Origin of the sequence: Streptomyces spiramyceticus (genome assembly GCF_028807635.1) — a bacterium.
GTDB lineage: Bacteria > Actinomycetota > Actinomycetes > Streptomycetales > Streptomycetaceae > Streptomyces > Streptomyces spiramyceticus.
Genome location: NZ_JARBAX010000001.1, coordinates 1,696,368 through 1,719,522, shown reverse-complemented (window position 1 = coordinate 1,719,522; position 23,155 = coordinate 1,696,368). Strand labels below are relative to the sequence as shown.

Below are 23,155 nucleotides of genomic sequence, written 5' to 3'. Positions count from 1 at the left end.
CGTGACCCTTGTCGCGTGGTGGCTGCGGGCAGTCAACGGGGGAGACGTCCGCGGCCACCGTCCCGCCGCCCCTGTGCCCCCTCCGCGACACGCCCACGGCCTAACCCCCTCTTCCGCCATCACGCTCTGTGCGGGACGCTCGAAGACGGCGGCGTAGCGTGAGGGCAGGCACAGAGGAGGCACCAAGTGGTCGACGCAGATCTGACGTTCGTCATCGTCGGTGGGGGACTGGCGGGGGCAAAGGCCGCCGAGACGCTCCGCAGCGAGGGGTTCACCGGCCGGGTGATCCTCATCGGGGACGAACGTGACCATCCCTACGAACGCCCGCCCCTGTCCAAGGGTTTCCTGACCGGCAAGGAGGAACGCGACAGCGTCTTCATCCACGAGCCCGCCTGGTACGCCCAGAAAGACATCGAACTGCACCTAGGGCAGTCCGTCGTCCACCTCGACCGCGAGACCAAGACGGTCCGGCTCGGCGACGGCACCTCCGTCCGGTACGACAAGCTGCTGCTCGCCACCGGCTCCGAGCCGCGCCGCCTCGACATCCCCGGCACCGATCTCGCCGGTGTCCACCACCTGCGCCGCCTCGCCCACGCCGAGCGGCTGCGCGGCGTGCTGGCCTCCCTCGGCCGCGACAACGGACACCTCGTCATTGCCGGGGCCGGCTGGATCGGCCTGGAGGTCGCGGCCGCCGCGCGCGGTTACGGCGCCGAGGTCACCATCATCGAACCCGAGCCGACCCCCCTCCACCAGGTCATCGGCCCCGAGCTCGGCCAGCTGTTCACCGACCTGCACACCGAGCACGGCGTCCGCTTCCGCTTCGGCGCCCGCCTCACCGAAATCGTCGGCCAGGACGGCATGGTCCTCGCGGCCCGCACCGACAACGGCGAGGAGCACCCCGCCCACGACGTCCTTGCCGCGATCGGCGCCGCCCCGCGTGCCGCGCTCGCGGAGGCCGCAGGCCTCGCGCTGGTCGACCGCGCGCACGGCGGCGGCATCGCCGTCGACGCCGCCCTGCGGACCTCCGACCCGGACATCCACGCCGCCGGCGATGTCGCCGCCGCACAGCACCCGCTCCTCGACGCCCGGCTGCGCGTAGAGCACTGGGCCAACGCCCTGAACAGCGGCCCGGCCGCCGCCCGCGCGATGCTGGGCCAGAAGGTCTCGTACGACCGGATCCCATACTTCTTCTCCGACCAGTACGACCTCGGGCTGGAGTACTCGGGCTGGGCGCCCCCCGGCTCGTACGACCAGGTCGTCGTCCGCGGCGACACAGGAAGGCGCGAATTCATCGCCTTCTGGCTGAAGAGCGGCCGGGTCCTCGCGGGCATGAACGTGAATGTGTGGGACGTCACCGACGCGATCCAGGAGCTGATCCGCTCCGGGGCGCAGATCAACACCGACGCCCTGTCGGACCCGTCCGTGCCACTCACCGCACTGCTCGGCTGACGCTCGGCCGACGGGAGTGTCCGAGCACCGCCGTACACTTCACGCGTGGCAGGCAGGATCAACGATGACGACGTGAAGGCGGTCCGGGACGCGGTCCCGATCGACGCCGTTGTTTCCGAGTACCTCCAGCTCCGCAGCGCCGGCGGCGGGAATCTGAAGGGCCTGTGCCCCTTCCACGACGAGAAGTCCCCGTCCTTCCAGGTCAGCCCGAGCAAGGGTCTTTTCCACTGCTTCGGCTGCCAGGAAGGCGGCGACACGATCGCCTTCGTGATGAAGATCGACCACCTCTCCTTCTCCGAGACGGTCGAGCGCCTCGCCGCACTGGCGGGCATCACTCTTCGTTACGAAGAAGGCGGCTACAACCCCACGCACCAGCGCGGCGAGCGCGTTCGCCTGGTCGAGGCGCACAAGGCCGCCGCGCAGTTCTACGTCGAGCAGCTCGACTCCGCCGAGGCCGAGATCGGCCGCAAGTTCCTGGCCGAGCGCGGCTTCGAGCAGAGCGCCGCCCAGCACTTCGGCGTCGGTTACAGCCCGGCCGGCTGGGACCACCTCACCCGCTATCTGCGCGGCAAGGGCTTCTCCGACAAGGAGCTGACCCTCTCCGGCCTCTCCCAGGAGGGCCGCCGCGGTCCCATCGACCGCTTCCGCGGCCGGCTGATGTGGCCGATCCGCGACATCACGGGCGAGGTCGTCGGATTCGGCGCGCGCAAGCTGCGCGACGACGACAACGGGCCGAAGTATCTGAACACCCCAGAGACCGCGATCTACAAGAAGTCCCAGGTCCTGTACGGCATCGACCTGGCCAAGAAGGAGATCGCCAAGACCAGCAGGGCGGTGGTCGTCGAGGGGTACACCGACGTCATGGCCTGCCACCTGGCCGGCGTCACCACCGCCATCGCCACCTGCGGTACGTCGTTCGGCGGCGACCACATCAAGATCCTCCGCCGGCTCCTCATGGACAACGCCTCGGCCGAGGTCGTCTTCACCTTCGACGGCGACGCGGCCGGCCAGAAGGCCGCGCTGCGCGCCTTCGAGGACGACCAGAAGTTCGCCGCCGAGACCTCCATCGCGATCACCCCCGGCGGCATGGACCCCTGCGACCTGCGCCTCGCCAAGGGCGACGCGGCGGTCGCGTCCCTGGTCGAAACGCGCACGCCGCTCTTCGAGTTCGCGATCCGGCACGTCGTGTCCCGGCACAACCTGGAGACCCCGGCCGGGCGGGCCGCCGCGCTCGACGAAGCCGCGCCGATCGTCGCCAACATCAAGAACGTCGCGATCCAGCACGAGTCCGCCGTCCAGCTCGCCGGCATCCTCGGCATCCTCGACACCCAGTTCGTGGTCAAGCGCGTCGCCCAGCTGGCCCGCTGGGCCCGCGACCGCGGCGGCCGGGGCCCGGCCCCTGCTCGTACCGCGGGCCCGCATCAGGCACAGGCACCCGTCGTCCCCACCGGCCCCGCGCTGAATCTGCGCAGCCCCGCGCACCGCACCGAGCGCGAGCTGCTCAAGCTCGCCCTCCAGCGCCCCGAGCTGGTCTCCCCGGCCTTCGACGCGTACGGGGCCGACGAGTTCACCGCCCCGCCGTACGCCGCCGTACGCCAAGTCATCGAGGAGGCGGGCGGCGCGGAACAGGGCGCGCAGGACGCCTCCGACTATCTGGCCCGGGTCCGCGCGGCGGCCCCCAACGACACGGTGCGCGCCCTGGTCACCGAGCTCGCCGTCGAAGCGATCCTGCGCAAGACCGTCGACGAGATCTACGCGGGCGAGCAGCTGATCCGCGTCCGTCTGCGCGCCGTGGACCGCCGCATCCTGGACGTCCAGGGCACGCTGGCCCGCCTCGCCGGCCCGCACGCCGACCCGGAACACCTGGCGGCCGTACAGAACGAGCTGTGGGTCCTCCAGCAGTACGCCCAGTCCCTGCGCAACAACGGCGCGGCCGCGCTCTGACGATTCCTTCCCCGGAGCAAGGGAAGGAATGGTCTGTAATCACGCAGTAACGGACCGGACTCAAAAAGTCACGTCACGCCCCTCGTAGCAGTGATGTGTCGTACCCCACACTGGGTGGCGGTGCCTGAGTCCTCGGAGCGCGGCCGGCCCACGCCGAGTGGGCCTCAATCACCCGCGGTTCCGCTCATTGTGTACGGGACGGACGGCGGCCCGGTCGCCGCTCCCGTCCCGCTGCCGCACGCCCCCGAACCGGCAGCGATCACCCTGGAGGTCGCCCCCGTGCAGACCCAGACCCAGACCTTGACCGGTGTCGGCGTCGAGCCCGACGTCGTAGCCACGGTCCCGTTGCAGAGCCGGGGCGAACATCACCCCGAGGGCGCCGAGAGCGCCGAGGCCGTTGAGCCAGCCGTGGCCGAGGCCGAGGCCGAAGTCCTCGTCGAGGACCCGGCGGACGTGCCCGAGCAGCGGCGCAGTACCCGTACCGACACCGGAGGGCCGTCTTCCGACCTCTTCCGGCAGTATCTGCGCGAGATCGGCCGTATCCCGCTGCTCACCGCGGCGGAAGAGGTCGACCTGGCCCGCCGGGTCGAAGCCGGCCTCTTCGCCGAGGAGCGGCTCAGCAGCTACCCCGACCTGGACTCGCAGCTCGCCGTCGATCTCGACAAGCTGGTGGTCATGGGCCGGATGGCCAAGCGCCGCCTGATCGAGGCGAATCTGCGCCTCGTCGTGTCCGTCGCCAAGCGGTACGTCGGCCGCGGCCTGACCATGCTCGACCTGGTGCAGGAGGGCAACCTCGGCCTCATCCGCGCCGTGGAGAAGTTCGACTACGCCCGCGGCTACAAGTTCTCGACGTACGCGACCTGGTGGATACGCCAGGCCATGTCCCGCGCGCTGGCGGACCAAGCACGCACCATTCGCGTCCCGGTCCATGTCGTCGAGCTGATCAACCGCGTCGTCCGCGTCCAGCGCAGGATGCTCCAGGAGCGGGGCTACGAGCCGACGCCCCAAGAGGTCGCGAACCAACTGGAACTGACCCCCGAAAGGGTCAGTGAAGTCCTGCGCCTCGCCCAGGAGCCGGTGTCGCTGCACGCGCCCGTGGGCGAGGAGGACGACGTGGCACTGGGCGACCTCATCGAGGACGGTGACGCCGCGTCACCCGTCGAGTCCGCGGCCTTTCTCCTCCTGCGGGAGCACCTGGAGGCGGTGCTGTCCACGCTCGGCGAGCGCGAACGCAAGGTCGTCCAGCTCCGTTACGGGCTGGCCGACGGCAGGCCCCGGACCCTGGAGGAGATCGGCCGGATCTTCGGCGTGACGCGTGAACGCATCCGCCAGATCGAGTCCAAGACCCTCAACAAGCTCCGGGACCACGCCTTCGCCGACCAGCTGCGCGGCTATCTGGACTAGGGCGGCCGCTGCGCGGGGCGTTTCCCCACCCGCCCCTTCCCGTTGACCGGGGCGAAGCCCCACGCGGCGGCAGCCGCACATGTCACAGCCGGGAAGGAGCGGGGTGGAGGCCCCGAGCAGCGGCCACCCGCACCCCGCCTAGTCCACCTCCGCCACCGCCTGGGCGAACTGCGCCGCGTACAGCCGCGCGTACGCGCCCTCCGCCGCCAGCAGTTCGCCGTGCGTCCCCTGTTCAACGATCGAACCATTGTCCATTACCAGGATCACGTCGGCGTCCCGGACGGTGGACAGCCGGTGCGCGATCACAAAGCTGGTACGGCCGTGAGCCAGCCGTGCCATCGCCTTCTGGATCAGCACTTCGGTACGGGTGTCCACCGAGCTCGTCGCCTCGTCGAGGACCAGGATCACCGGGTCGGACAGGAACGCCCGTGCGATCGTGATGAGTTGCTTCTCGCCCGCGCTCACCCCCGACCCGTCGTCGTCGATCACCGTGTCGTACCCGTCGGGCAGCGTCCGTATGAACCGGTCGGCGTGGGCGGCCCGCGCCGCCTCCTCGATCTCCGCCCGCGACACGTCGCGGGACGCGCCGTCTGCGGAGCAATGGCGGTAGCCATACGCGATGTTGTCGGCGATCGTGCCGCCGAACAGCCACGTGTCCTGGAGCACCATCCCGATGCCCGAACGCAGGTCCTCGCGCGCCATCTTCGCGATGTCGACGCCGTCGAGAGTGATCCGCCCGCCCGTCACCTCGTAGAACCGCATCAGCAGATTCACCAGTGTCGTCTTGCCCGCACCCGTCGGGCCGACGATCGCGACCGTCTGCCCCGGCTCGACCTTCACCGACAGGTTCTCGATGAGCGGCTTGTCCGGCTCGTACCTGAAGGAGACCTCCTCCAGCGCGACCCGCCCCTCGGGCTCCCGCGCAAGCTCGGCGTCCGCCGCATCGGGCTCCTGCTCCTCCGCGTCGAGCAGCTCGAAGATCCGCTCGGCCGAGGCGACTCCGGACTGCACGAGGTTCGCCATCGAGGCGACCTGCGTCAGCGGCATGGAGAACTGCCGCGAGTACTGGATGAACGCCTGCACATCGCCGATCGACAGCGTGCCCGAAGCGACCCGGAGCCCGCCGACCACCGCCACCAGCACATAGTTGAGGTTGCTCACGAAGAACATCAGCGGCTGCATGATCCCGCTGTTGAACTGCGCCCTGAACCCGGCCTCGTACAGTGCGTCGTTCTGCTCGCGGAACGCCTCGGCCGATTCGTCCTGCCGCCCGAAGACCTTCACCAGCGCATGGCCCGTGTACATCTCCTCGATGTGCGCGTTCAGCCTGCCCGTGGTCTTCCACTGCTGCACGAACTGCGGCTGCGACCGCTTGCCCACCTTCGCCGCCACGACCACCGAAAGCGGCACGGTCACCAGCGCGACCAGCGCCAGCAGCGGCGACATCCAGAACATCATCGCCAGCACACCCACAATGGTCAGCAGGGAGTTGATGAGCTGGCCCATCGTCTGCTGCATGGTCTGCGAGATGTTGTCGATGTCGTTCGTGGCCCGGCTCAGCACCTCGCCGCGCTTCTGCTGGTCGAAGTATTTCAGCGGCAGCCGCGACAGCTTCGCCTGAATGTCCTCGCGCATCCGGAACACGGTCCCGTTGATGACCCGGATCGACAGGCGCGTCGCCACCAGCATCAGCAGCCCCGCGCCCACGTACACCGCGAGCACCAGCAGCAGTACGTCGCCGACCGCGCCGAAGTCGATGCCCTGCCCGGGAACGAAGTCCACCCCCGAGAGCATGTCGGCGAGCCCGTCGTCGCCCTTCTCCCGCAGCCCGTCGATGGCCTGTGCCTTGCTGCCCCCTTCCGGCATCTGCCGGCCGACGACCCCCGCGAAGACCAGGTCCGTCGCCCTGCCAAGAATTTTAGGACCGACCACTGACAGCGCGACGCTGAGCACACAGGCCCCCAGCATCCACCACAGCGTGATCCGCTCCGGGGCGAACTGCCGCAGCAGCCGCTTCCCGGAGCCCTTGAAGTCCATGGACCGCTCGGTCGGCCCGCCGCCCGCCATCATCCGTCCACCAGGCCCGCTCATGCCGCCTCAGCCTCCGTCAGCTGGGAGAGCACGATCTCCCGGTAGGTCTCATTGCTCTCCATCAGCTCGTGATGGCGTCCCGTCCCCACGACCCGGCCCTCGTCCAGGACCACGATCCGGTCGGCCTCGCGGATCGTCGACACGCGCTGGGCGACGATCACGACCGTCGACTCGGCCGTCTCCCGCCCCAGCGCGGCCCGCAGCGCCGCATCGGTCGTGTAGTCCAGCGCCGAGAAGGAGTCGTCGAACAGATAGATCTCCGGCCGCTGCACCAGCGTCCGCGCGATCGCGAGCCGCTGCCGCTGCCCGCCGGACACGTTGGTGCCGCCCTGCGCGATCGGCGCGTTCAGCCCGTTCTCCAGCTGCTCGACGAACTCGCGTGCCTGCGCCACCTCCAGCGCGTGCCAGAGCTCTTCGTCCGTGGCGTCCGGCTTTCCGTACCGCAGATTCGTCGCGACCGTCCCCGAGAACAGGTACGGCTTCTGCGGCACCAGCGACACCGTCCTGGCCATCAACGCCGGTTCGAGCGTCCGTACATCGACACCGTCGACCAGCACCTCGCCGTCCGTCGCGTCGAACAGCCGCGGTACGAGCCCGAGCAGCGTCGACTTCCCGCTGCCCGTCGACCCGATGATCGCGGTCGTCTCGCCGGGCCTGGCCACCAGGTCGATGTTCTTGAGTACGGACTCCTCGGCACCCGGATAGCGGAACTCGGCGCCCCGGAGCTCCAGTTGCCCCCGCGCGCGCAGTTCCCGTACGGGATCGGCCGGCGGCACGACGCTCGACGCGGTGTCCAGCACCTCCTCGATGCGCTCGGCGCACACCTCGGCGCGCGGCACCTGCATGAACATGAAGGTGGCCATCATCACGGCCATCACGATCTGCATCAGGTACGCGAGGAACGCCGTCAGCGCGCCTATCTCCATCCCGCCGCTGTCGATCCGGTGCGCGCCGAACCAGACCACAGCGACGCTGGATATGTTCACCACGGTCATCACGATGGGGAACATCAGCGCCATCAGCCGCCCTGCGGACAGCGACACCTCCGTCATCTCGGTGTTCGCGACGCGGAAGCGGTCCTTCTCGTACTCGTCCCGTACGAACGCCCTGATCACGCGGTTGCCCGTGATCTGCTCGCGCAGTACCTGGTTCACGGTGTCGAGCCGCTCCTGCATCGCGCGGAACAGCGGCCTCATCCGCCGCACGATCAGACCCACCGAGATCCCGAGTACGGGAACGACCGCCAGCAGCACACCCGACAGCGGCACGTCCTGCCCGAGTGCCATGACGACGCCGCCCACGCACATGATCGGCGCCGACACCATCAGCGTGAACGCCATCAGCACCAGCATCTGGACCTGCTGGACGTCATTGGTGGTGCGCGTGATGAGCGAGGGGGCACCGAACTGCCCGACCTCGCGGGCGGAGAAGCTCTGCACCCGCTCGAAGACCGCCGCGCGGATGTCCCGCCCGAGCGCCGCGGCGGTCCGCGCACCGTAGAAAACCGCGCCGATGTTGCAGAAGACCTGGACCACGCTGACGGCGATCATGAGAGCGCCGAACTTCAGGATGTAGCCCGCGTCCCCGTTCACGACACCGTTGTCAATGATGTCCGCGTTCAGGGTGGGCAGATAGAGGGTGGCGCAGGTCTGCAACAGCTGCAGCAGCACCAGCAGGGCTATGGATTTTCTGTACGGGCCCAGATGGGCACGCAGGAGTCTCAGGAGCACGCGCAGTCTCTCGGTCGGCAAGATCGTGGGGTCACCCCATCTTCTGCCACCGCCCCCGGGGAACTCCAAGGGTTAATCCCAACCCCGGGTCAAGACTCAGGAACCGGAGGTAAACGCTCCGGGATGGATCTGGTCCCGCGTCGCCCCGTACTGCTGCCGCACCGCCTGCCCCATCGCCAGCTCCTCGCCCGGCTCCAGCACCTGCGCCGCCGCCCCCTGCCAGGCCGGCGGGGTGTGCGGAGCCAGCGTGCCCTGCGCGACGCCGAGCGCCCAGGCTGCCTGCCGGGCCGCGCCCAGCGCCGCGTACTCCGCGGGCTGCGGCACGACCACCTGCGTACCGAAGATCGCGGGCGCCGCCGCCTGCACCGCGGGCAGCTCGGCGGCCGCCCCCAGCAGGAACACCCGCCGCACCTCCACGCCGCGTCCGCGCAGCACGTCCAACGCGTCGGCCAGCGAGCACAGCATGCCTTCGAAGGCCGCCCGCGCCAGGTGCTCGGGCTTCATCGACTCGCGCCGCAGCCCGCTCAGGGTCCCGGCGGTGTGCGGAAGTTGCGGCGTACGCTCCCCCTCCAGGTACGGCAGCAGTACGAGCCCGTATGCCCCCGGCGACGACTTCAGGGCGAGCTCCGAAAGCCCCTCCAGATCCGTCCCCAGCAGGTCGGCGGTGCCCCGCAGCGCGCGTACGGCATTGAGCGTGTGCACGACCGGCAGATGCATCCCGGTGGCGTCCGCGAACGACGTGATGAGCCCGCTCGAATCGGCCAGCGCCTCATGGTGCACGGCCATCACCGACCCCGACGCCCCCAGCGACACCACGGCGTCACCGACCGCCACACCGAGCCCGAAGGCCGCCGCCATCGTCTCGCCGGTCCCGGCGGAGATCAGCAGCCCCTCGGGGGTCGTCCCCGCGGCGTCGGAAGGACCGATCACCTCGGGCAGCGAGGCCTGGTGCCCCAGCGCCAGCTCCACCAGATCGGGCCGGTACGCACCCGTGGCCGCCGACCAGAAACCGGTGCCGGATGCCGCACCCCGGTCGGTGGTCCTGCGGGCCGGACGCCCGAGCAGCTGCCACACCAGCCAGTCGTGCGGCTGCATCAGCGCGGCGGTGCGCTGCGCCGACTCGGGCTCGTGCCGCGCCAGCCAGCGCAGCTTCGCCACCGGCTGCGGGGCCTGCGGTACCGATCCGACGGCCTCGGCCCATGCCTGGCGCCCGCCGAGCGCGTCGACGAGGTCGGCGGCCGCGACCTGGGCCCGCTTGTCATTGCCGAGCAGGGCCGGACGTACCTGCGAACCGTGCGCGTCGAGAGTGATCAGGCCGTGCTGCTGCGCGGATACGCCGATGGCCCGTACGCCTTCGAGCAGCCCGCCGGCGGCGGCCTCGCCCAGTGACAGGAGCCACACCTGCGGATCGGCCTCGGTGGCCTTGGCCTCCACTTGGTGCGGGGCGTAGCCCTGCCGCAGCACGGCACCCGTATCCGCATCGCACACGACAATGCGTGTAGAACCAGACGAACTGTCCAAGCCGGCGACTATCCCCATGCTGCCTGATTCTGCCGCATGCGGGCGTCGGCTCGTGCCGCGCGGCTAGGTGTTTGTCGTACCCCAGTCGTCCTCGGCGTTCTGGCCGCGCTCGCGCAGTGACCGAACCCGCTCGGTCACGGAGCCGGGGACCTTGTCCCCGACCCTGTCGCTGACCGTGTGGAAGGCCTTGCCCGCGATGTCACGGCTCTGGTGGGCGGCTGACTCGGCGGCGTTGCGCACGGCCGGGTTCTGCGAGATCTGGCGCGCGGACTTCTTCAGCTGCTCGTAGCGCTCACGTCCGGCGCGGGTCCCGAGCACGTACCCCAGGGCCAGTCCGGCGATGAATGCGAGCCGGTAGCGCATGGCTGCCACCCTTCCTTTGCGTCGGCGGTCCCCTGAATCCGGGGCGTCTCGGACCGTGGGGCTGTGCTGGCCGCCTACCCGTGGGCACCTGTGATCACCCGGGGCGATACCGATTGGCGGAGCACCCCCCTGCTTGCGCTAATGTATGTGTCGCAGCGAGCACACGCCCTCCGGGACGCCATCCGGTGGGTACGTTCGGTGCAACGCAGCAATCCCCTGTAGCTCAATTGGCAGAGCAGCCGGCTGTTAACCGGCAGGTTACTGGTTCGAGTCCAGTCGGGGGAGCGCGATCCCCTGTAGCTCAATTGGCAGAGCATTCGGCTGTTAACCGGAGGGTTACTGGTTCGAGTCCAGTCGGGGGAGCGGCAAGGAAAAGGGCCCCTCAGGGGTCCTTTTTCGTATCTCCTTCGCATCTCCTGGAACCGCGCGGGCAGCACTGATGTCCTCATGGTCGTGTGTTGCCGACCATCCGAGGCAGGAGATCGTATGAGCGGCTATGCTGCGGCAGACGGCGCGCACAAATGTGCGCGACGCGCCGTAAGGGGCGGTAGCTCAGCCGGTTAGAGCAGCGGACTCATAATCCGTCGGCCGTGGGTTCGAGTCCCACCCGCCCCACCACGCAGTGGTCGCGCAGAAACGTTTCTACCTGCGCAAACGCACGAACGAGAGTCGCCGTGCCAGCGCGGCGACCCCCGTTCACCTGCCTGGATCAAGATCCAGGGGACACACAGGGGACAAGGGACCGGTTCGGGGGACACAGGGACCGTCACGCCGCCTTCCGGCGCCCCTTCTTCGAGGCCCGGCTTGCGGTCCGGGACGCTGCGGGTGGCAGGCCCGTCGGCAGCGCCCAGTTGTCCAGGCCCGGGGACTCGGAGCGGGCGATAGTGAAGCGTGTGAGCGAGAAGTCCGACTGTTGCTCCTCCGGGTAGCGGTCGTTGAAGTTCTCGACCCGAACCAGCTCCAGATCGTTCGCGGCGCAGTGATCGCGTACCCACTTCACTGCCGCGTTGGCGGCGTCGCCCTGGCCCCGTCCGGTCAGGGTGATCATGCCGAGGAGATCGGAGTCCGGCTGCCTCTGCGCTCCAACGGCCCAGGCGTCACCTGACCGGCGTGCGCCGTGGGCGAAGAAGACGGCGACGTCGGCCTGCCAGGCCGCCTCGGGGATCTTCAGTGGGGTGCGTACCTCGTAGGCGATGTCGCGGGGGACGACGGACATCACGGATTCGGCCTCGGCCCGCATCATCTCGGGCAGGACGCTGGTGTAGGTGTCGGAGGTGATCTGTCGTGAGGAGTGGCCGAGCTTCTCCTGGACCACCTTGATGTCGTTCTTGGCGAGCAGGGACAGGGTGGCGGCGAGGTGACGGAGATCGTGGAGGCGGACCGGCGGTAGGCCGGACAGTTCCACGAGGCGTGTGAAGCGTCGGGATATCCAGTCCGGGTGCAGTGCCTCGCCGTTCTCGTGCGTCCACACGTGGCCGCTCTCGACGTAGGCGTCGGCCCATTCCTGGCGCTTCTGCTCCTGCTTGGCGCGGAAGCTGACGAGGTTGTCGCCGGACTCCAGGCTCAGGGAGAGGGTGCGAACGCTGTCGGCCTTCGGCGCTTCGCCGTACAGCTTGTAGGCGACCTCGACGATCTGCTGGGAGATCCGCAGCCAGAGGGCATCGGTGCTGACCTCCGTCCAGGGCAGCGCGGCCATCTCGCCGCGGCGGGGGCCGAGGAAGATGAAGCTGTGCCACAGCTCGTAGAGCCAGTCGTCCTTGGCGAAGTCTAGGAACTGGCCGGTGAGCTCCGGCGTCCAGACCATGACTGGGCCGGGCTTCTCGCCGGTGTGCTTCCAGTGCTCGACGCGCTCGGGTGTCCAGACGAGCGGCTTCGGCCGGGTGACGGGCAGCAGCTCCACGAGCTGTGCCCAGTTCCTAGAGAAGGCTTGCTCGCGCTTGATCCCCCAGGAGAGAGCCGAGCTGAGGGTGTCGTTGATGCGGTGCATGGTGGCGGCGGAGGTGGTCTTCCGCAGCCCCTTCTTGCCCTCGCGGAGCGCAGCGTTCGCGTCGAGGAAGGCTCGGCGGGCGGTGCGGCGCTCCTCCTTCTTGGCGTAGCCCGCCGTCTTCACCCAGGCTTGGTGCGCGTCGTCGCGGTCCTTCTGGAGCTGATCGACGCGCAGACGGTGGAGGATCCGCTCGGCGTTCTCCTTCTCGATCGCGTCGTACATCTTGTCGAGGTGGCGGACCTTGAGGTCGCGTCGCTTGATGTGCCCGAGGTGAGGGAGCAGGTAGTTGGTGATGTGCTCCTCGTAGCCGTGGCGGGTTGTGCGGGCCAGCGACTTCTTGGCCTTGATCCACCGGAGGAAGAAGTCTCCGCACTTCTCGTCGGACAGCACATCGGTGCCGGCCGAGGCGGCGTCGTACAGCTCCTTCGCCTTCTTCTTGGCGTCATCCAGCTTGGTGAAGCCGCCGCGGCGGACACGCGCGCGCTTGCCGCCCTCGCCGGGTTCGGCCTCGAAGTAGAAGTACCAGGTGCCGTGGCCCTTGCGCCCCAGCTTGGGACAGGTGAGGCCGATGTCCCTCATCTTCTGCGCGCCGTCGTCTTTGAGAACTGGCGTTCCCGTCGAGTCGGTGACGGGCTCCTTGCACTGGCAGCGCCTGTAGTAACTCGGGTCGAACATCCCCTCTCCCCTCGGGGCTGCAGCGGGCAGAACTCATTCCGGCTGTGAACACCCCGTGTCGTTTCGTGTAGATCTTGGGTCATCATGCCGTAACTCTGAAGAGTTGCCGTATCCTCGTAAGTGAGTTGGCGTGGGGGAGAACGCGACAACGAGATGACGGATGCAACGAGGAACTCCAAGGGCCGCAACATGACCCTGGAGGAACTGCTTGAGCTGCCGCCGACTGTGAACGTCGTGACGGCAGCGAGAGCCTTGGGTATCAGTGCACACAAGGCATACGAGCTGATACGAACCGGCACCTTCCCTGTGAAGGTGCTGTCGCTGGGGCAGACGGTGAAGGTGCCCACGGCTGGCCTTTGGGCAGCCTTGGGAGTCCAGCCGTCGCTTCGGGAGTAAGCGCCTTCCCCACCCATCGGCAGGTATCAGCTAGGCCGTCGCACTGGCAGTGTTGCTGGCCTATGATTCGCGCTGACCTGGGGGAGCGCAGAGAGAGACGGACGGGACCGCATGCCTCGGCTTTACAGCTTCGACGACACCTCCAAGCGTCGGCTTCGCGACAGTGAGAGAGATGTCCTGCGGGAAGCCGTCAGCCGGCGGATGCAGCCGGGGGTATCCACCGCTGACGTAGCTGCGTGGATGACGGAGGAAGGCCACGTCGGGACGCTGGGCAAGCCTTTCGTGACCATGACGCTGGGTCGCCTGTTCAGGAATCCGGCGATCGCTGGGTGCCGCTATGACGATGACGGCGAGCTTGTCGACGCAGGTCACCCGGGCTCCATCACCAGGGAAGAGTTCGAGGACCTACAGAAGGTCCTCGACCCCCCGGACAAGCAGGCCGCCGACAGGGCCCCCGCGTACGACTACATGCTCACCAGCGGCACCAGCGATTGCGGGTACTGCGCCCAGCCACTGACCGGCTCTCGTGCCAACTCGGGTAGCCCCGGTTACCGCTGTCGCCCGGCAGAGAAGGATGGGCGCGGGGGGTGCGGCAAGGTCCGCGTCGACGCTGTGCTCCTGGAGACGTATGTGGCCGAGCGCGTGGTTGCCGAACTCCTGAAGCCCGGTATCCGGGCCAAGATCGAAGCTGCCCGCGAGCGCGTTGCCAAGCTGGTCAAGGACCTTGGCAAGGAGATCAGCGCACTGGAGCAGCGCCGGAAGGATCTCGCCGAGCCGTATGCGCTGGGTGAGATCCGACTGGCGGCGTTCAAGGAAGCTCATAAGGAGATCGACAGCAAGCTGAAGGCGTTGCGTTCACGCCTCCGTTACGCCGAGCAGATGGCTTCCTTCAGCATGCCCGAGGACACCAAGGACCTGGTGCGCTGGTGGAACCGCGCTCCCGTTGGATCCCGTCGTGCGCTGACCAGGCTGCTGATCGAGAAGGTGGAGCTGTTCTCCGCGAGCGAGCAAGGCGTTCGCGAGGTCACGACCGAACGCGTCGCACTGCACTGGCGCAAGCTCACCTGAACCGTCATGAGACAGGTATAGAGGCTCGGGCAGCGATACGCCTGCCGACCATCGCCAGCGTGAGACCGGTGATGAGCGCGACCACCGCCAGTCCGGCGAGCAGCGGCGAGACCACTTCCTCAATGTGCAGCGGCCACGGGTGGCGCAGGTAGTGAAGGACCAGGTAGCTGCCCTTGCTGAACGCATACATCACGCCAAGGACAGCTGCGACAGCCGATGTACCAAGGCCCCATGCCGTCCAACGATGCCCGGCATGGGAAGCCGACATAGCCATGCCTGAACACAGGAATGCGATCTCCCCACACGTCAATGCGACGTAGCCGAGGTAGACCAAGAGATAGACGGTGACCCCTGGTTCGATGGCGAACGCCGTGGTGAACTCCAGGCCCTTGCGGGTGGTCGCCACGAACAGGGGGATCATCGCGGCGAAGACCGTCACCGCCAGAGCGATACGGCTGTAGAGGCTGGCCTTGATCACGTCCTGGTTGTAGGACCAGTCGACGAGCATCAGTTGCAGGCTGCCGCACCACAGCACCGCGCAGATGTGGGCGCCAAGCTTCCCGGCGTTGTCCACATTGGTGACCTGCTCCAGAAGGTCGGCCAGAACGGGCACGGCCAGGGCGACGCCGAGGGAGCACACGCCGAACGCGATCGTGCGAGCAAGCCGCGCCACGCGGTACTCGGGCCTTGACCGCTGCCGCCAGGCTTCGCGAGCACTGAGGGTCGTGCCCACAACGCCGACGAGCGTACAGAGGCCGAAGACTATGGCGTCCATGGGTGGTTCAAGGTCCTTCCAAGTCAGAAACAGCCCTCTGGGCTGCTTCGGTGAAGCTGAGTCGCCGGCGCCGGGGACGACCTGGCCGCGGTGGTTCGTCGCTCTCTTCGAGCCTTGGAACCGCCGGGACCTCCAGGTCGTCCTTGCCGTAGCGGAGTCGGATCTCGCGTGCTGCTTCCAGCAGTTCGGCGGCGCCGACACTGCCAAGATCGTGGACGAGCCGCAGTGCCTCTCTGGTTTCAGGGTGCTTATCAAGGACGGTGAGGGCCGTCAGATCGTTGTATCCAGGCAAAAGATAAGCTGGCGGACAGTCGAAGGCGCGTGCGAGGGCGATGATCTGGCTGGCGGTCGGGTTGTCCTTGTCGCCGTTCAGATAGTCGTTGACCGACTGGTAGTTGATGGCTGGTTTTCCACCCACAGTCTCCGCTGAAGCTTCCGCGATGGCCCGCGTACTGGGGGGTCGGCCGCCAGGCTTCCGGCTCCTGAGACGCAGCAAGGCCAGCTTGCTGGTCAGAGAGGCTGGGAGGCCGCGATGCATGGGGTCAAGTCCTCCGTGGACGGCGCTGATTGGGTGGCGTGGGAACCCGTCCAGTCTATTGTTTGTGTAGGTTGACATTACGTAACGCCGCAGAGCAAGATCAGTAACAGTCGAGGTAGATCGTCGCGGATTCGCGAAGGCCGCCTGCTTCTTCCGTGTGCGAGAACGAGGCCCGCGTCTTTCCGCGACCTAAAGGTGTGCCGCAACTTTGTGTGTGCGGGGACCTAAGTGTCCTCAGGGGAAGAGGCCGGACGGGCCGGGGAGGGCGAAGCGTGATCGTAGATCCGGAACGGGTGCGTGCCGTGCTGGAGGAAGCCGGAGGGGCGGAGTATGCGCAGCTTGGTGATGTAGCTGCACTCGCCGCCCTGGGGGCGCTCGCGATCGTGGATCCGGGCAAGATCGATGCGGTCAAGGAGTCGACTTCCGAGGCGTTAGCGATGGGGCTTGGCGGGTGAAGGGGCGGACCTCCAACTGGAGGTCCGCCCCAGGCGTTTGACCAGCAAAAACTTTCCTAGAGATCTAGACCCCCACTCACAATGCATATAGAATTAAAGCATGAAGAGGGGGGAGGGTCCCCACTCGACAGACCTCTTGGAGACCGACATGAAGCACAAGTACGCCGCCCTGAAGATGGTCCAGATCCGCCGCAACGAGGGCCAGCCCCGCGAGAAGTTCGACAAGACTGCCCTGCAGGAGCTGGCCGACTCCATCAAGCAGTACGGCCTCCTTCAGCCGGTCGTTGTCCGCAAGCTCCAGGGGGAAGCCGGGTACGAACTGGTCGCCGGCGAGCGCCGCTACCGCGCCAATGAGATGGCAGGCAACATCACCATCGAGGCGAAGGTCCTCCTGCCGCAGGGTGAGGAGGAGATCACCGACCTCGACTCCTTCAAGCGCGCCATGACCGAGAACATCACCCGCGCCGACATGACGCCTCTGGAGGAGGCCCGCGGGTACAAGAAGGTCCTCGACCTGGAGGACGGAGCCACCGTCCAGTCCGTCGCCAAGGACTTCAAGAAGTCCACCCCGTACGTCACCCAGCGACTGGCGCTCCTCGACCTGCGCCCCGAGCTCGCCCAGGCCGTCGACGACGGCCACATCGGCACCGCCGCGGCCGTTCAGGCCGCCGCCCTGAGCCGGGACAGTCAGAAGAACCTCTTCGACAAGTGGAAGAAGGGCGACTTCAACGGCAGCGACAACCAGCTGATCCACGTCGCCTACGCGATGCGCAAGCAGGAGAAGGCGCAGCAGGAGTCCATGGTGGAGGTCGAGGAGGTCAGTGCGGAGGAGAAGGCGGCGCAGAGCACGGCCCGCGCCAAGACCCGCACCGACCTCGACCGGATCGAGCAGATCTGCGGCCTGCTCGCCGACATCGGCAAGATGAAGGCGGAGGACCTCGCCCGCCACCTGGAGGGTGAGGTTGGTGCCCGCCTGGAGCAGATCGACCGGGTTGCTGAAGCGGTCCAGAAGGCCCGCTGGAACCTGCGCCAGGCCAAGGCCCACGCCGACGCCGCCGAGCTCGTCGTAAGCCCGACCGCCCAGGCCCCTGACCTCGCCGAGGCGGCGCGAGCGCACGAGGCGAACGTCAGCGGGAGCGCCCAGGACGAAGAAGGCGGCGAGCAGTCCCCGGAGAGCACGGAGCCCGAGGCCGCTCCCGGGCAGCCGCAGGCCGACGCGGCTCCGGACGCCGAACAGGAGGGTGAAGGCGCCGAAGAGGTTGACGCGCAGGACCGCGAGCCCGCCCTCGCCTCCGCCTGACCGCCCCCGCAGGGCGGGCGGCCGAACCCCGGCTGGCCGCCCGCCCCTTGCGGCGACAGGCCGCCCTGTCCACGAAGGGCGACGACTCGCCTCAGACGACGACCGAAGGGATACACCGATGCGGATAGAAACCGATGTCCTCGCTGTCATTCGCGCGGCTGAGACAAACGGCAAGGCCATGACCATTCAAGGGCAGCTCGAACGCAAGCTGTACGAGCGGGTGAACCTGGCCCTCAGTGCCGTCGGAGGCGTGTGGAACCGCCACAAGGGCGCCCACCTGTTCCCGGTCGACGCGGCCGAGGCCATCGCTGGCCTCCTCGCAACGGGCGAAGTCACCACCGACGCGGAACGCGGCTTCTTCCCCACGCCGCCACTCGTGGTCGACCAACTCCTGGCCACATCCGAACTCGCGGCAGGCATGGTGGTGCTGGAACCCTCAGCCGGCAGGGGCGCCATCGCGGAACGGGCAGCCGACCTCGGGGCCGTCGTCGACTGCATCGAGATCGACCCCGACCGCGCGGAGTACCTGCGTGCCAGCGGCTACTCCCGCAGCGTCACGACCGGAGACTTCCTCCAGCAGCCGGTGACCAGAAGCTACGAACGGGCCCTGCTCAACCCGCCCTTCGCCAACCAGCAGGACATCCGGCACGTCATCCGCGCCGAACGGTTCGTGAAGCCGGGCGGCTTAGTCGTCGCGGTCATGTCGGCCGGGATCACGTTCCGAAACGACAAGGTCAGCACCGATTTCCGAGCCCGCATCAGGGAGGCGCGAGGGACCATCGACGAACTGCCGGAGGAGGCGTTCAAGCACTCGGGAACGTCCATGCGGACGGTGCTCGTGCGCCTCCCCGTCCGCGACCAGCTCCCTCCGCCTCGACCACCACGCAACTGGGCTCGCGCACGGCCCGAGCACTTCAGCACAAGACCTGCGGCCATGCAGACCGGACTGTTCGCACCGGACGACACAGACAGCTGCGGCACACCCCCCTTCGAGAGCCTCGAGTAGGCCCGTCCGTTCGGCGGGCGCGGGGGTGATCCCATCGAAAGATAGATCCCAACTCTGAAGAGTGGTACGGTCGCGATGTTGATCGGGAACGGCCTTAGCCGAGGCACCGGCCCGCCAACACGCCGTGGCATGCGGCATCCCTTCGGTGCCTGACGGGTGGCAAATCCCCCGCGCCCTACCCGTCAGGCGCCGGTCCCGCACCCAGACGCGGGACCACCGGACGCCGCAGACCTCACGACCACGACCGAACCCGCCCTCTCCTGGGGGCGGGTTCCCGTGCACAAGGAGCCAGATGGACGCGGGCGACTTCCAAGGAGACCCCGAAGACCTGGAGTTGTACCTCCGGCTGCTCCAAGAGCGCGACGGGCACTTGCCCGAGCGCCTGAAGCCGAAGCCGGACCCGGAAGCGGTGCAAAAGCGCATCGCCGAAATCGAGCAAGCCGTATGCCGACCACGCAGGAGACGCGCAGCATGAGCACTACCAAGCCCGAGCAGCCCAGCCCTGAGCGCACCCCGCCCGTTCCGGGTGCCATATGGTGCCGAGCTTGCGACTCCTGGTGTCTCCCCTCAGGCATCTGCGGGTGCAACAACCGGTGATCAGCCTCGTTCGCCTCGCGGTGGCCGCCCTCTTTGTGGCGGCCACCGCCGTAGCCGTATGGGCCCTCATCGTCGTGGGAGGCGGGTGGCCCCTCCTCTACGCCATCCTCGTCCTGCACGTTCCTGCCTGCGTCGTAGCAGGGATCGTGCAAATGCAACACCGCAGGAGAACTCGATGACCAACCTCCCTGTGACGGCCGACCAGATCCGCAACCTCATCGACCGGGCGGAGGGCGGTGCGCTCACAGCTGACGAAGCCGCCCGTCTGCGTGCAGGGGTTGAGCAGCTCATACAGGCCGCTCAGCCGGCCACCGGTACTGAGGAGGCAACGCGACAGCCAGCCGAGTGGCTGATACCGACCCCGGCTCCCACCGTCGCCGCCCGCATCGATGCCATCGACACCGCCACGCCTGAGGGGCAGCACCTCTTCCTCATTACTGGCGGCGCCACGGAGACACCGACTGCCCTGTCCACCGATGCCGACTACCAGCGATCCCGCGCCGAGGCATACAGCGCATCCCTGGACCGGCTTCTGGACGAGGTCAGCCCTGCCCAGCGGCCGGGCCCCACTCGTCAGGGCCGCCTCCACGCCATTCGATCAGCCCCGGATCCTCAAGGCTGACGCTGTCGGGATCGAGACCGGCGCGACGCAGGAACTCCATCAGGTCCCCCCGCCCCTTCGCCAACCCGACCTTCTCGCCCCCGATCGTGACGCGTCTACCGCCGTCACCCAGGGGCGGAAACACGATCACCGGTGCCTGCGCCATACCCCCAGCCTGAGAGAGACGGCGACAGCACGCATCTCCACCAGGCAGGGTTCGCACGAGCGGAGGCCACCAGGTGATCGTCTACTGTGGACGACGGTAGGGCGCGGGGAACGGCCTACACAGAGGGAACCGCCACGTGACCGCGACGCCCGCCAACATCCCCGAGGACCTTCAGTCGCTCGTCGTCCCCACCCAGGACCTCAAGCCGTACCACCGCAACCCCCGAAACGGCGACATCCCCGCCATCGCCAAGAGCCTGACCGTCAACGGCCAGTACAAGGCGATTGTCGTCAACCGGGGCACCCACACCGGACGCCCGAACGAAATCCTGGCGGGCAATCACACCTACGCGGCCGCCGCCGAACTCGGCTGGGAGCACATCGCCGCCACGTGGGTCGACGTGGACGATGAAACAGCCGCGCGCATCGTCATCGTCGACAACCGAACCTCGGACCTCGCCGGATACGACACCGCGCTCCTGGCCGAGATCCTCGCCGAACTGCCCGACCTCAACGGCACCGGCTACGACCAGGACTCCCTGGACGAACTGCTCGACGACAACAGCCTGCCCGAGCCCATCACGCTTCCCAGCGACGGCGCCGGTACCGGCGCCGCAGCCACCGTCGACTACCTCCAGTGGGGCTACCTCCAGTGGTCGACCACCCGCGTACGGATCACATCCGAAGAGGTTGAGACGCTCACCGCCATCTACAGCCAGTTCGTCGACGACACCAACAGCGACCTCGGCTTCGGCTGGCACCTCCTCCAGCAGGCCCACGAGGAGACCGAGACCTCATGAACAGTGGACCGACCACCACCTTCCACGAGGCGTACCCGCTCGACGATCTGCGCCCCGCTGACTACAACCCGCGCCGCCTCAGCGAAGACGCCTTCGTGCGCCTCCAGGCATCGCTGCGCCGCCACGGCGTCGTCAAGCCGGTCATCCTCAACGCTGACGGCACCCTCGTCGCGGGCCACCAGCGAACCAAGGGCCTCAAGGCCATCGGCCTGACCCACACCCCTGCCGTCATGCTCGGCACCAAAGTCCGGCTCCAGGACGAGATCCAGTTCAACCTTCTGCACAACCGCGTCGAGACCGAAGCGTCGGTCGTGTACGCCGAGCCCGGCGACCTTGGAACCTGGTCATGGATTCCCTGGCAGACCATTCGCGTCGCCGACCGCAAGAACCTGTCCTTCATCAACGCCATCGGCCACATGACCGCCGGCCACGGCCCGTGGGGCAGCGTCGTCATCGACGACCAGGGCCGCATCGTCCTCAACGCCGAGTACGCCGTCGTCGCCGCAGCCTCACGCTTCGACATCCTCGCCTGGACTGTCCCATCCTCGGAAGCGGCGCAGCTCCACGCCGACCTCACTGGCGAATACGGCGTGTACGACTGGTCCGCGATCGAGGAAAAGGCCCCGGTGTGGAACCAGCACATCGTCCAGCCGAAGCGACTCCGACAGTTCTCCTCCAAGGCCAAGCAGGGCAAGCTGTCCTACGGGTCCGAGACCTGGGACCAGCTCGTCGTGCCCTGGCTCAAGCCGACCCACCGCGTCGTCGACTTCGGCGCTGGCTACGGCGACTACGCCAAGCACCTCCGCGCCAAGGGCTTTAACGTCCATGACTACGAGCCCTACCGGTGCACCCCCGGCTCGTACGCCGTCGACATCAAAGCCGTCGTCGGCATGATCCGCGACATCGACAGGGACCTGCGCGCCAACGGCCTGTACGAAGTCGTCGTCCTCGACTCCGTCATCAACGCCACCACCAGCCTCGAATACCAGCACCACGTCCTCACCACCGTCAACGCCCTGTGCGCCGCCGACGGAGTCGTCTGCCTCGGCACTCGTAACTTGGAGCGCGAACTCCGCGACGAGCAAGCCAAGCGCGTCACCTCTCAGGCCGCAACGACCCGCATGTCCTTCCTCGACGAGGACAACGTCGAGATGAACTTCGTGAAGGGGAAGTGGCAGAAACTCCGCTTCCACACCCCCGCCACTCTCGAAGCCCTCCTGCGCCGGTACTTCGGAGACGTCCAGGTCAGCGACCCCCACGGCTCCAACATCAAGGCCGTTTGTCGCGCCCCGCTGCCGCTACCCGAAGCCGATTACCGGAAGGCATTCGAAGAGGAATTCAATATGCCTTATCCGAATGACTTCCGGCATGGGCGACATCTGGAATTGGTGGGAAATTTGATAAAATTGGTATTGAAAAGAAATGCGGCCCGAATGGGCTGACGGAAAGCGAAAGGCGCGGAATGTCGGACCAAATGCAAGTGCGCATACAGGCGAGAAGTCAGTACCGAATCATGTGGCTGGCAGGGATACGAGACATTGCTCTTGACCAGCACTGCCTGCGAGCCTTCGGGCAACCCGACCGGCCCCGCGTCGACCCCGCCCGCCGCAACCAGACGGTGAACCTCTCCGTCGCCAACCCGCCGCTCGCCTGGTACCTGTGCGCGCTCCCCATCCCCTGGAACTGGGCAGCCAACGCGCACCTCGCCTTCGAGCCCGCCGCCGGCGAACACTGGGAAGGCCCGGCACTCGTACCGGGCCTCCTCGTCAGCCTCACCAACGCCCGCCCCATCACCGGCTGGGGCGAACACTCCATCCCCGAAGACGAGCCGCTGCGCCGATCGATGCGCTACCGCACCTGCCGCAACTACCAGTTCGCCTGGTGGTTGCGGCAGAACCGCAACGCGCCGGACGCCCCACCGGAGTACGTGCCGCCTCGACGGCCGGACGAGGGCGAGCAGATGTCACTGCTGTGATGCCCGCTCTGGCTCGGAGCCAGACTCAGGCTCCGAGCTCCCGGCCGTAGCCTGCGCTTCAGAGTCTTCGTCGGCGGAATTCTCGGGATGGTCCGGGGGGTCGCCGTTCCCACGAAGCGCATTACGCAGGCGGCGCCAGGAGTCGATCACGGGCAGCAGTTGGTCCAAGACTCCCCGGACAACCCAGAGCAGGACAGACAGCACTCCGGCCCACGCCAAGATCCATAGGACGACAGTCGAGTCCACCGTTCGGCTTCCCTTTCATGCTGAGGCCGAACTGCGCGGGCACGCTCAGTTCGGCCACATCGAGTGGCT

Annotated in this window: 20 protein-coding genes and 3 tRNA genes; 16 read left to right on the top strand and 7 right to left on the bottom strand. The window is 67.7% G+C overall.

Annotated features, from left to right (window positions below):
* Positions 1-186: 186 nt before the first annotated feature.
* The 3 genes from PXH83_RS07840 (at position 187) to PXH83_RS07830 (ending at position 4,797) form a co-directional block, all read left to right on the top strand.
* On the top strand, positions 187-1,449 hold the full coding sequence (locus PXH83_RS07840; protein ID WP_274558176.1) for an NAD(P)/FAD-dependent oxidoreductase: 1,263 nt from the start codon (positions 187-189) through the stop codon (positions 1,447-1,449).
* A 45-nt stretch (positions 1,450-1,494) separates the two neighbouring features.
* Entirely contained in the window at positions 1,495-3,393 is a 1,899-nt protein-coding gene (dnaG, locus tag PXH83_RS07835) for a DNA primase (RefSeq protein ID WP_274558174.1), read from the top strand.
* Between the two features lie 120 nt (positions 3,394-3,513).
* Positions 3,514-4,797, top strand: coding sequence for an RNA polymerase sigma factor (locus tag PXH83_RS07830; RefSeq protein WP_274558172.1), 1,284 nt, complete (start codon positions 3,514-3,516; stop codon positions 4,795-4,797).
* A gap of 138 nt (positions 4,798-4,935) precedes the next feature.
* Here the strand turns inward: PXH83_RS07830 and PXH83_RS07825 are convergent, their stop codons facing one another.
* The 4 genes from PXH83_RS07825 to PXH83_RS07810 form a co-directional block, all read right to left on the bottom strand.
* Positions 4,936-6,888 (bottom strand): ABC transporter ATP-binding protein, encoded by a 1,953-nt coding sequence (locus PXH83_RS07825; protein WP_274558170.1) that lies wholly within the window; start codon positions 6,886-6,888, stop codon positions 4,936-4,938.
* Positions 6,885-8,618, bottom strand: a complete 1,734-nt coding sequence (locus PXH83_RS07820; protein WP_274562717.1) for an ABC transporter ATP-binding protein — start codon at positions 8,616-8,618, stop codon at positions 6,885-6,887. The genes PXH83_RS07825 and PXH83_RS07820 overlap by 4 nt, the downstream gene beginning before the upstream one ends.
* A 96-nt stretch (positions 8,619-8,714) precedes the next feature.
* Positions 8,715-10,157, bottom strand: a complete 1,443-nt coding sequence (locus PXH83_RS07815; RefSeq protein ID WP_274558168.1) for an FGGY family carbohydrate kinase — start codon at positions 10,155-10,157, stop codon at positions 8,715-8,717.
* 45 nt (positions 10,158-10,202) lie between these two features.
* Positions 10,203-10,502, bottom strand: a complete 300-nt coding sequence (locus tag PXH83_RS07810) for a YtxH domain-containing protein (RefSeq protein WP_214917166.1) — start codon at positions 10,500-10,502, stop codon at positions 10,203-10,205.
* 212 nt (positions 10,503-10,714) lie between these two features.
* Between PXH83_RS07810 and PXH83_RS07805 the strand changes: the two genes are divergently transcribed.
* From PXH83_RS07805 to PXH83_RS07795, 3 genes are all read left to right on the top strand, one after another.
* Positions 10,715-10,787: transfer RNA gene (locus PXH83_RS07805), tRNA-Asn, on the top strand.
* Positions 10,788-10,792: 5 nt separating this feature from the next.
* A tRNA-Asn gene (locus PXH83_RS07800) sits at positions 10,793-10,865 on the top strand.
* A gap of 178 nt (positions 10,866-11,043) precedes the next feature.
* A tRNA-Ile gene (locus tag PXH83_RS07795) sits at positions 11,044-11,120 on the top strand.
* A 148-nt stretch (positions 11,121-11,268) separates the two neighbouring features.
* Here the strand turns inward: PXH83_RS07795 and PXH83_RS07790 are convergent.
* The gene (locus tag PXH83_RS07790; protein ID WP_274558160.1) at positions 11,269-13,164 is read right to left on the bottom strand and encodes a tyrosine-type recombinase/integrase; all 1,896 of its coding nucleotides are present in this window, start codon (positions 13,162-13,164) and stop codon (positions 11,269-11,271) included.
* Positions 13,165-13,353: 189 nt separating this feature from the next.
* Between PXH83_RS07790 and PXH83_RS07785 the strand changes: the two genes are divergently transcribed.
* On the top strand, positions 13,354-13,560 hold the full coding sequence (locus PXH83_RS07785) for a DNA-binding protein (RefSeq protein WP_274558158.1): 207 nt from the start codon (positions 13,354-13,356) through the stop codon (positions 13,558-13,560).
* 111 nt (positions 13,561-13,671) lie between these two features.
* Positions 13,672-14,628, top strand: a complete 957-nt coding sequence (locus tag PXH83_RS07780; RefSeq protein ID WP_274558155.1) for a recombinase zinc beta ribbon domain-containing protein — start codon at positions 13,672-13,674, stop codon at positions 14,626-14,628.
* A 4-nt stretch (positions 14,629-14,632) separates the two neighbouring features.
* On the opposite strand, the gene PXH83_RS07775 is transcribed toward PXH83_RS07780, so the two are convergent.
* Together PXH83_RS07775 and PXH83_RS07770 are read right to left on the bottom strand one after the other, a co-directional pair.
* Positions 14,633-15,403, bottom strand: coding sequence for a hypothetical protein (locus PXH83_RS07775; RefSeq protein ID WP_274558153.1), 771 nt, complete (start codon positions 15,401-15,403; stop codon positions 14,633-14,635).
* 7 nt (positions 15,404-15,410) lie between these two features.
* A complete protein-coding gene (locus tag PXH83_RS07770) occupies positions 15,411-15,821 on the bottom strand; it encodes a helix-turn-helix domain-containing protein (RefSeq protein WP_274558151.1) in 411 nt (136 codons plus the stop codon).
* A 392-nt stretch (positions 15,822-16,213) separates the two neighbouring features.
* Between PXH83_RS07770 and PXH83_RS07765 the strand changes: the two genes are divergently transcribed.
* The 8 genes from PXH83_RS07765 to PXH83_RS07725 all read left to right on the top strand — a co-directional run bounded on the left by PXH83_RS07765 (position 16,214) and on the right by PXH83_RS07725 (position 22,840).
* Entirely contained in the window at positions 16,214-16,396 is a 183-nt protein-coding gene (locus PXH83_RS07765) for a hypothetical protein (protein WP_274558148.1), read from the top strand.
* 148 nt (positions 16,397-16,544) lie between these two features.
* Positions 16,545-17,696 (top strand): ParB/RepB/Spo0J family partition protein, encoded by a 1,152-nt coding sequence (locus PXH83_RS07760; protein ID WP_274558146.1) that lies wholly within the window; start codon positions 16,545-16,547, stop codon positions 17,694-17,696.
* A 178-nt stretch (positions 17,697-17,874) separates the two neighbouring features.
* Positions 17,875-18,702: a class I SAM-dependent methyltransferase gene (locus tag PXH83_RS07755; RefSeq protein ID WP_274558143.1), complete on the top strand. Its 828-nt coding sequence runs from the start codon at positions 17,875-17,877 to the stop codon at positions 18,700-18,702.
* Positions 18,703-18,994: 292 nt separating this feature from the next.
* Positions 18,995-19,177 carry a hypothetical protein gene (locus PXH83_RS07750; protein ID WP_274558142.1) on the top strand — a complete coding sequence of 61 codons (183 nt, stop codon included), beginning with the start codon at positions 18,995-18,997 and terminating at the stop codon, positions 19,175-19,177.
* Between the two features lie 297 nt (positions 19,178-19,474).
* Positions 19,475-19,921, top strand: coding sequence for a hypothetical protein (locus tag PXH83_RS07745; protein ID WP_274562988.1), 447 nt, complete (start codon positions 19,475-19,477; stop codon positions 19,919-19,921).
* Between the two features lie 281 nt (positions 19,922-20,202).
* Complete coding sequence (locus PXH83_RS07735; protein ID WP_274558139.1) at positions 20,203-20,865, top strand: ParB N-terminal domain-containing protein; 663 nt, start codon at positions 20,203-20,205, stop codon at positions 20,863-20,865.
* Entirely contained in the window at positions 20,862-22,307 is a 1,446-nt protein-coding gene (locus PXH83_RS07730; protein WP_274558136.1) for a methyltransferase domain-containing protein, read from the top strand. Before PXH83_RS07735 ends, PXH83_RS07730 begins: the two co-directional genes overlap by 4 nt.
* 71 nt (positions 22,308-22,378) lie before the next feature.
* On the top strand, positions 22,379-22,840 hold the full coding sequence (locus PXH83_RS07725; RefSeq protein ID WP_274558134.1) for a hypothetical protein: 462 nt from the start codon (positions 22,379-22,381) through the stop codon (positions 22,838-22,840).
* Positions 22,841-23,155: the final 315 nt, after the last annotated feature.

Coding starts and splice junctions, on each gene's coding strand:
- PXH83_RS07790 (WP_274558160.1), bottom strand. CDS start 13,164: ATGTTCGACCCGAGTTACTACAGGCGCTGCCAGTGCAAGGAGCCCGTC.
- PXH83_RS07745 (WP_274562988.1), top strand. CDS start 19,475: ATGACCAACCTCCCTGTGACGGCCGACCAGATCCGCAACCTCATCGAC.
- PXH83_RS07775 (WP_274558153.1), bottom strand. CDS start 15,403: ATGGACGCCATAGTCTTCGGCCTCTGTACGCTCGTCGGCGTTGTGGGC.
- PXH83_RS07755 (WP_274558143.1), top strand. CDS start 17,875: ATGACCATTCAAGGGCAGCTCGAACGCAAGCTGTACGAGCGGGTGAAC.
- PXH83_RS07725 (WP_274558134.1), top strand. CDS start 22,379: ATGTGGCTGGCAGGGATACGAGACATTGCTCTTGACCAGCACTGCCTG.
- PXH83_RS07760 (WP_274558146.1), top strand. CDS start 16,545: ATGAAGCACAAGTACGCCGCCCTGAAGATGGTCCAGATCCGCCGCAAC.
- PXH83_RS07785 (WP_274558158.1), top strand. CDS start 13,354: ATGACCCTGGAGGAACTGCTTGAGCTGCCGCCGACTGTGAACGTCGTG.
- PXH83_RS07810 (WP_214917166.1), bottom strand. CDS start 10,502: ATGCGCTACCGGCTCGCATTCATCGCCGGACTGGCCCTGGGGTACGTG.
- PXH83_RS07750 (WP_274558142.1), top strand. CDS start 18,995: ATGGACGCGGGCGACTTCCAAGGAGACCCCGAAGACCTGGAGTTGTAC.
- PXH83_RS07825 (WP_274558170.1), bottom strand. CDS start 6,888: ATGAGCGGGCCTGGTGGACGGATGATGGCGGGCGGCGGGCCGACCGAG.
- PXH83_RS07730 (WP_274558136.1), top strand. CDS start 20,862: ATGAACAGTGGACCGACCACCACCTTCCACGAGGCGTACCCGCTCGAC.
- PXH83_RS07780 (WP_274558155.1), top strand. CDS start 13,672: ATGCCTCGGCTTTACAGCTTCGACGACACCTCCAAGCGTCGGCTTCGC.
- PXH83_RS07815 (WP_274558168.1), bottom strand. CDS start 10,157: ATGGGGATAGTCGCCGGCTTGGACAGTTCGTCTGGTTCTACACGCATT.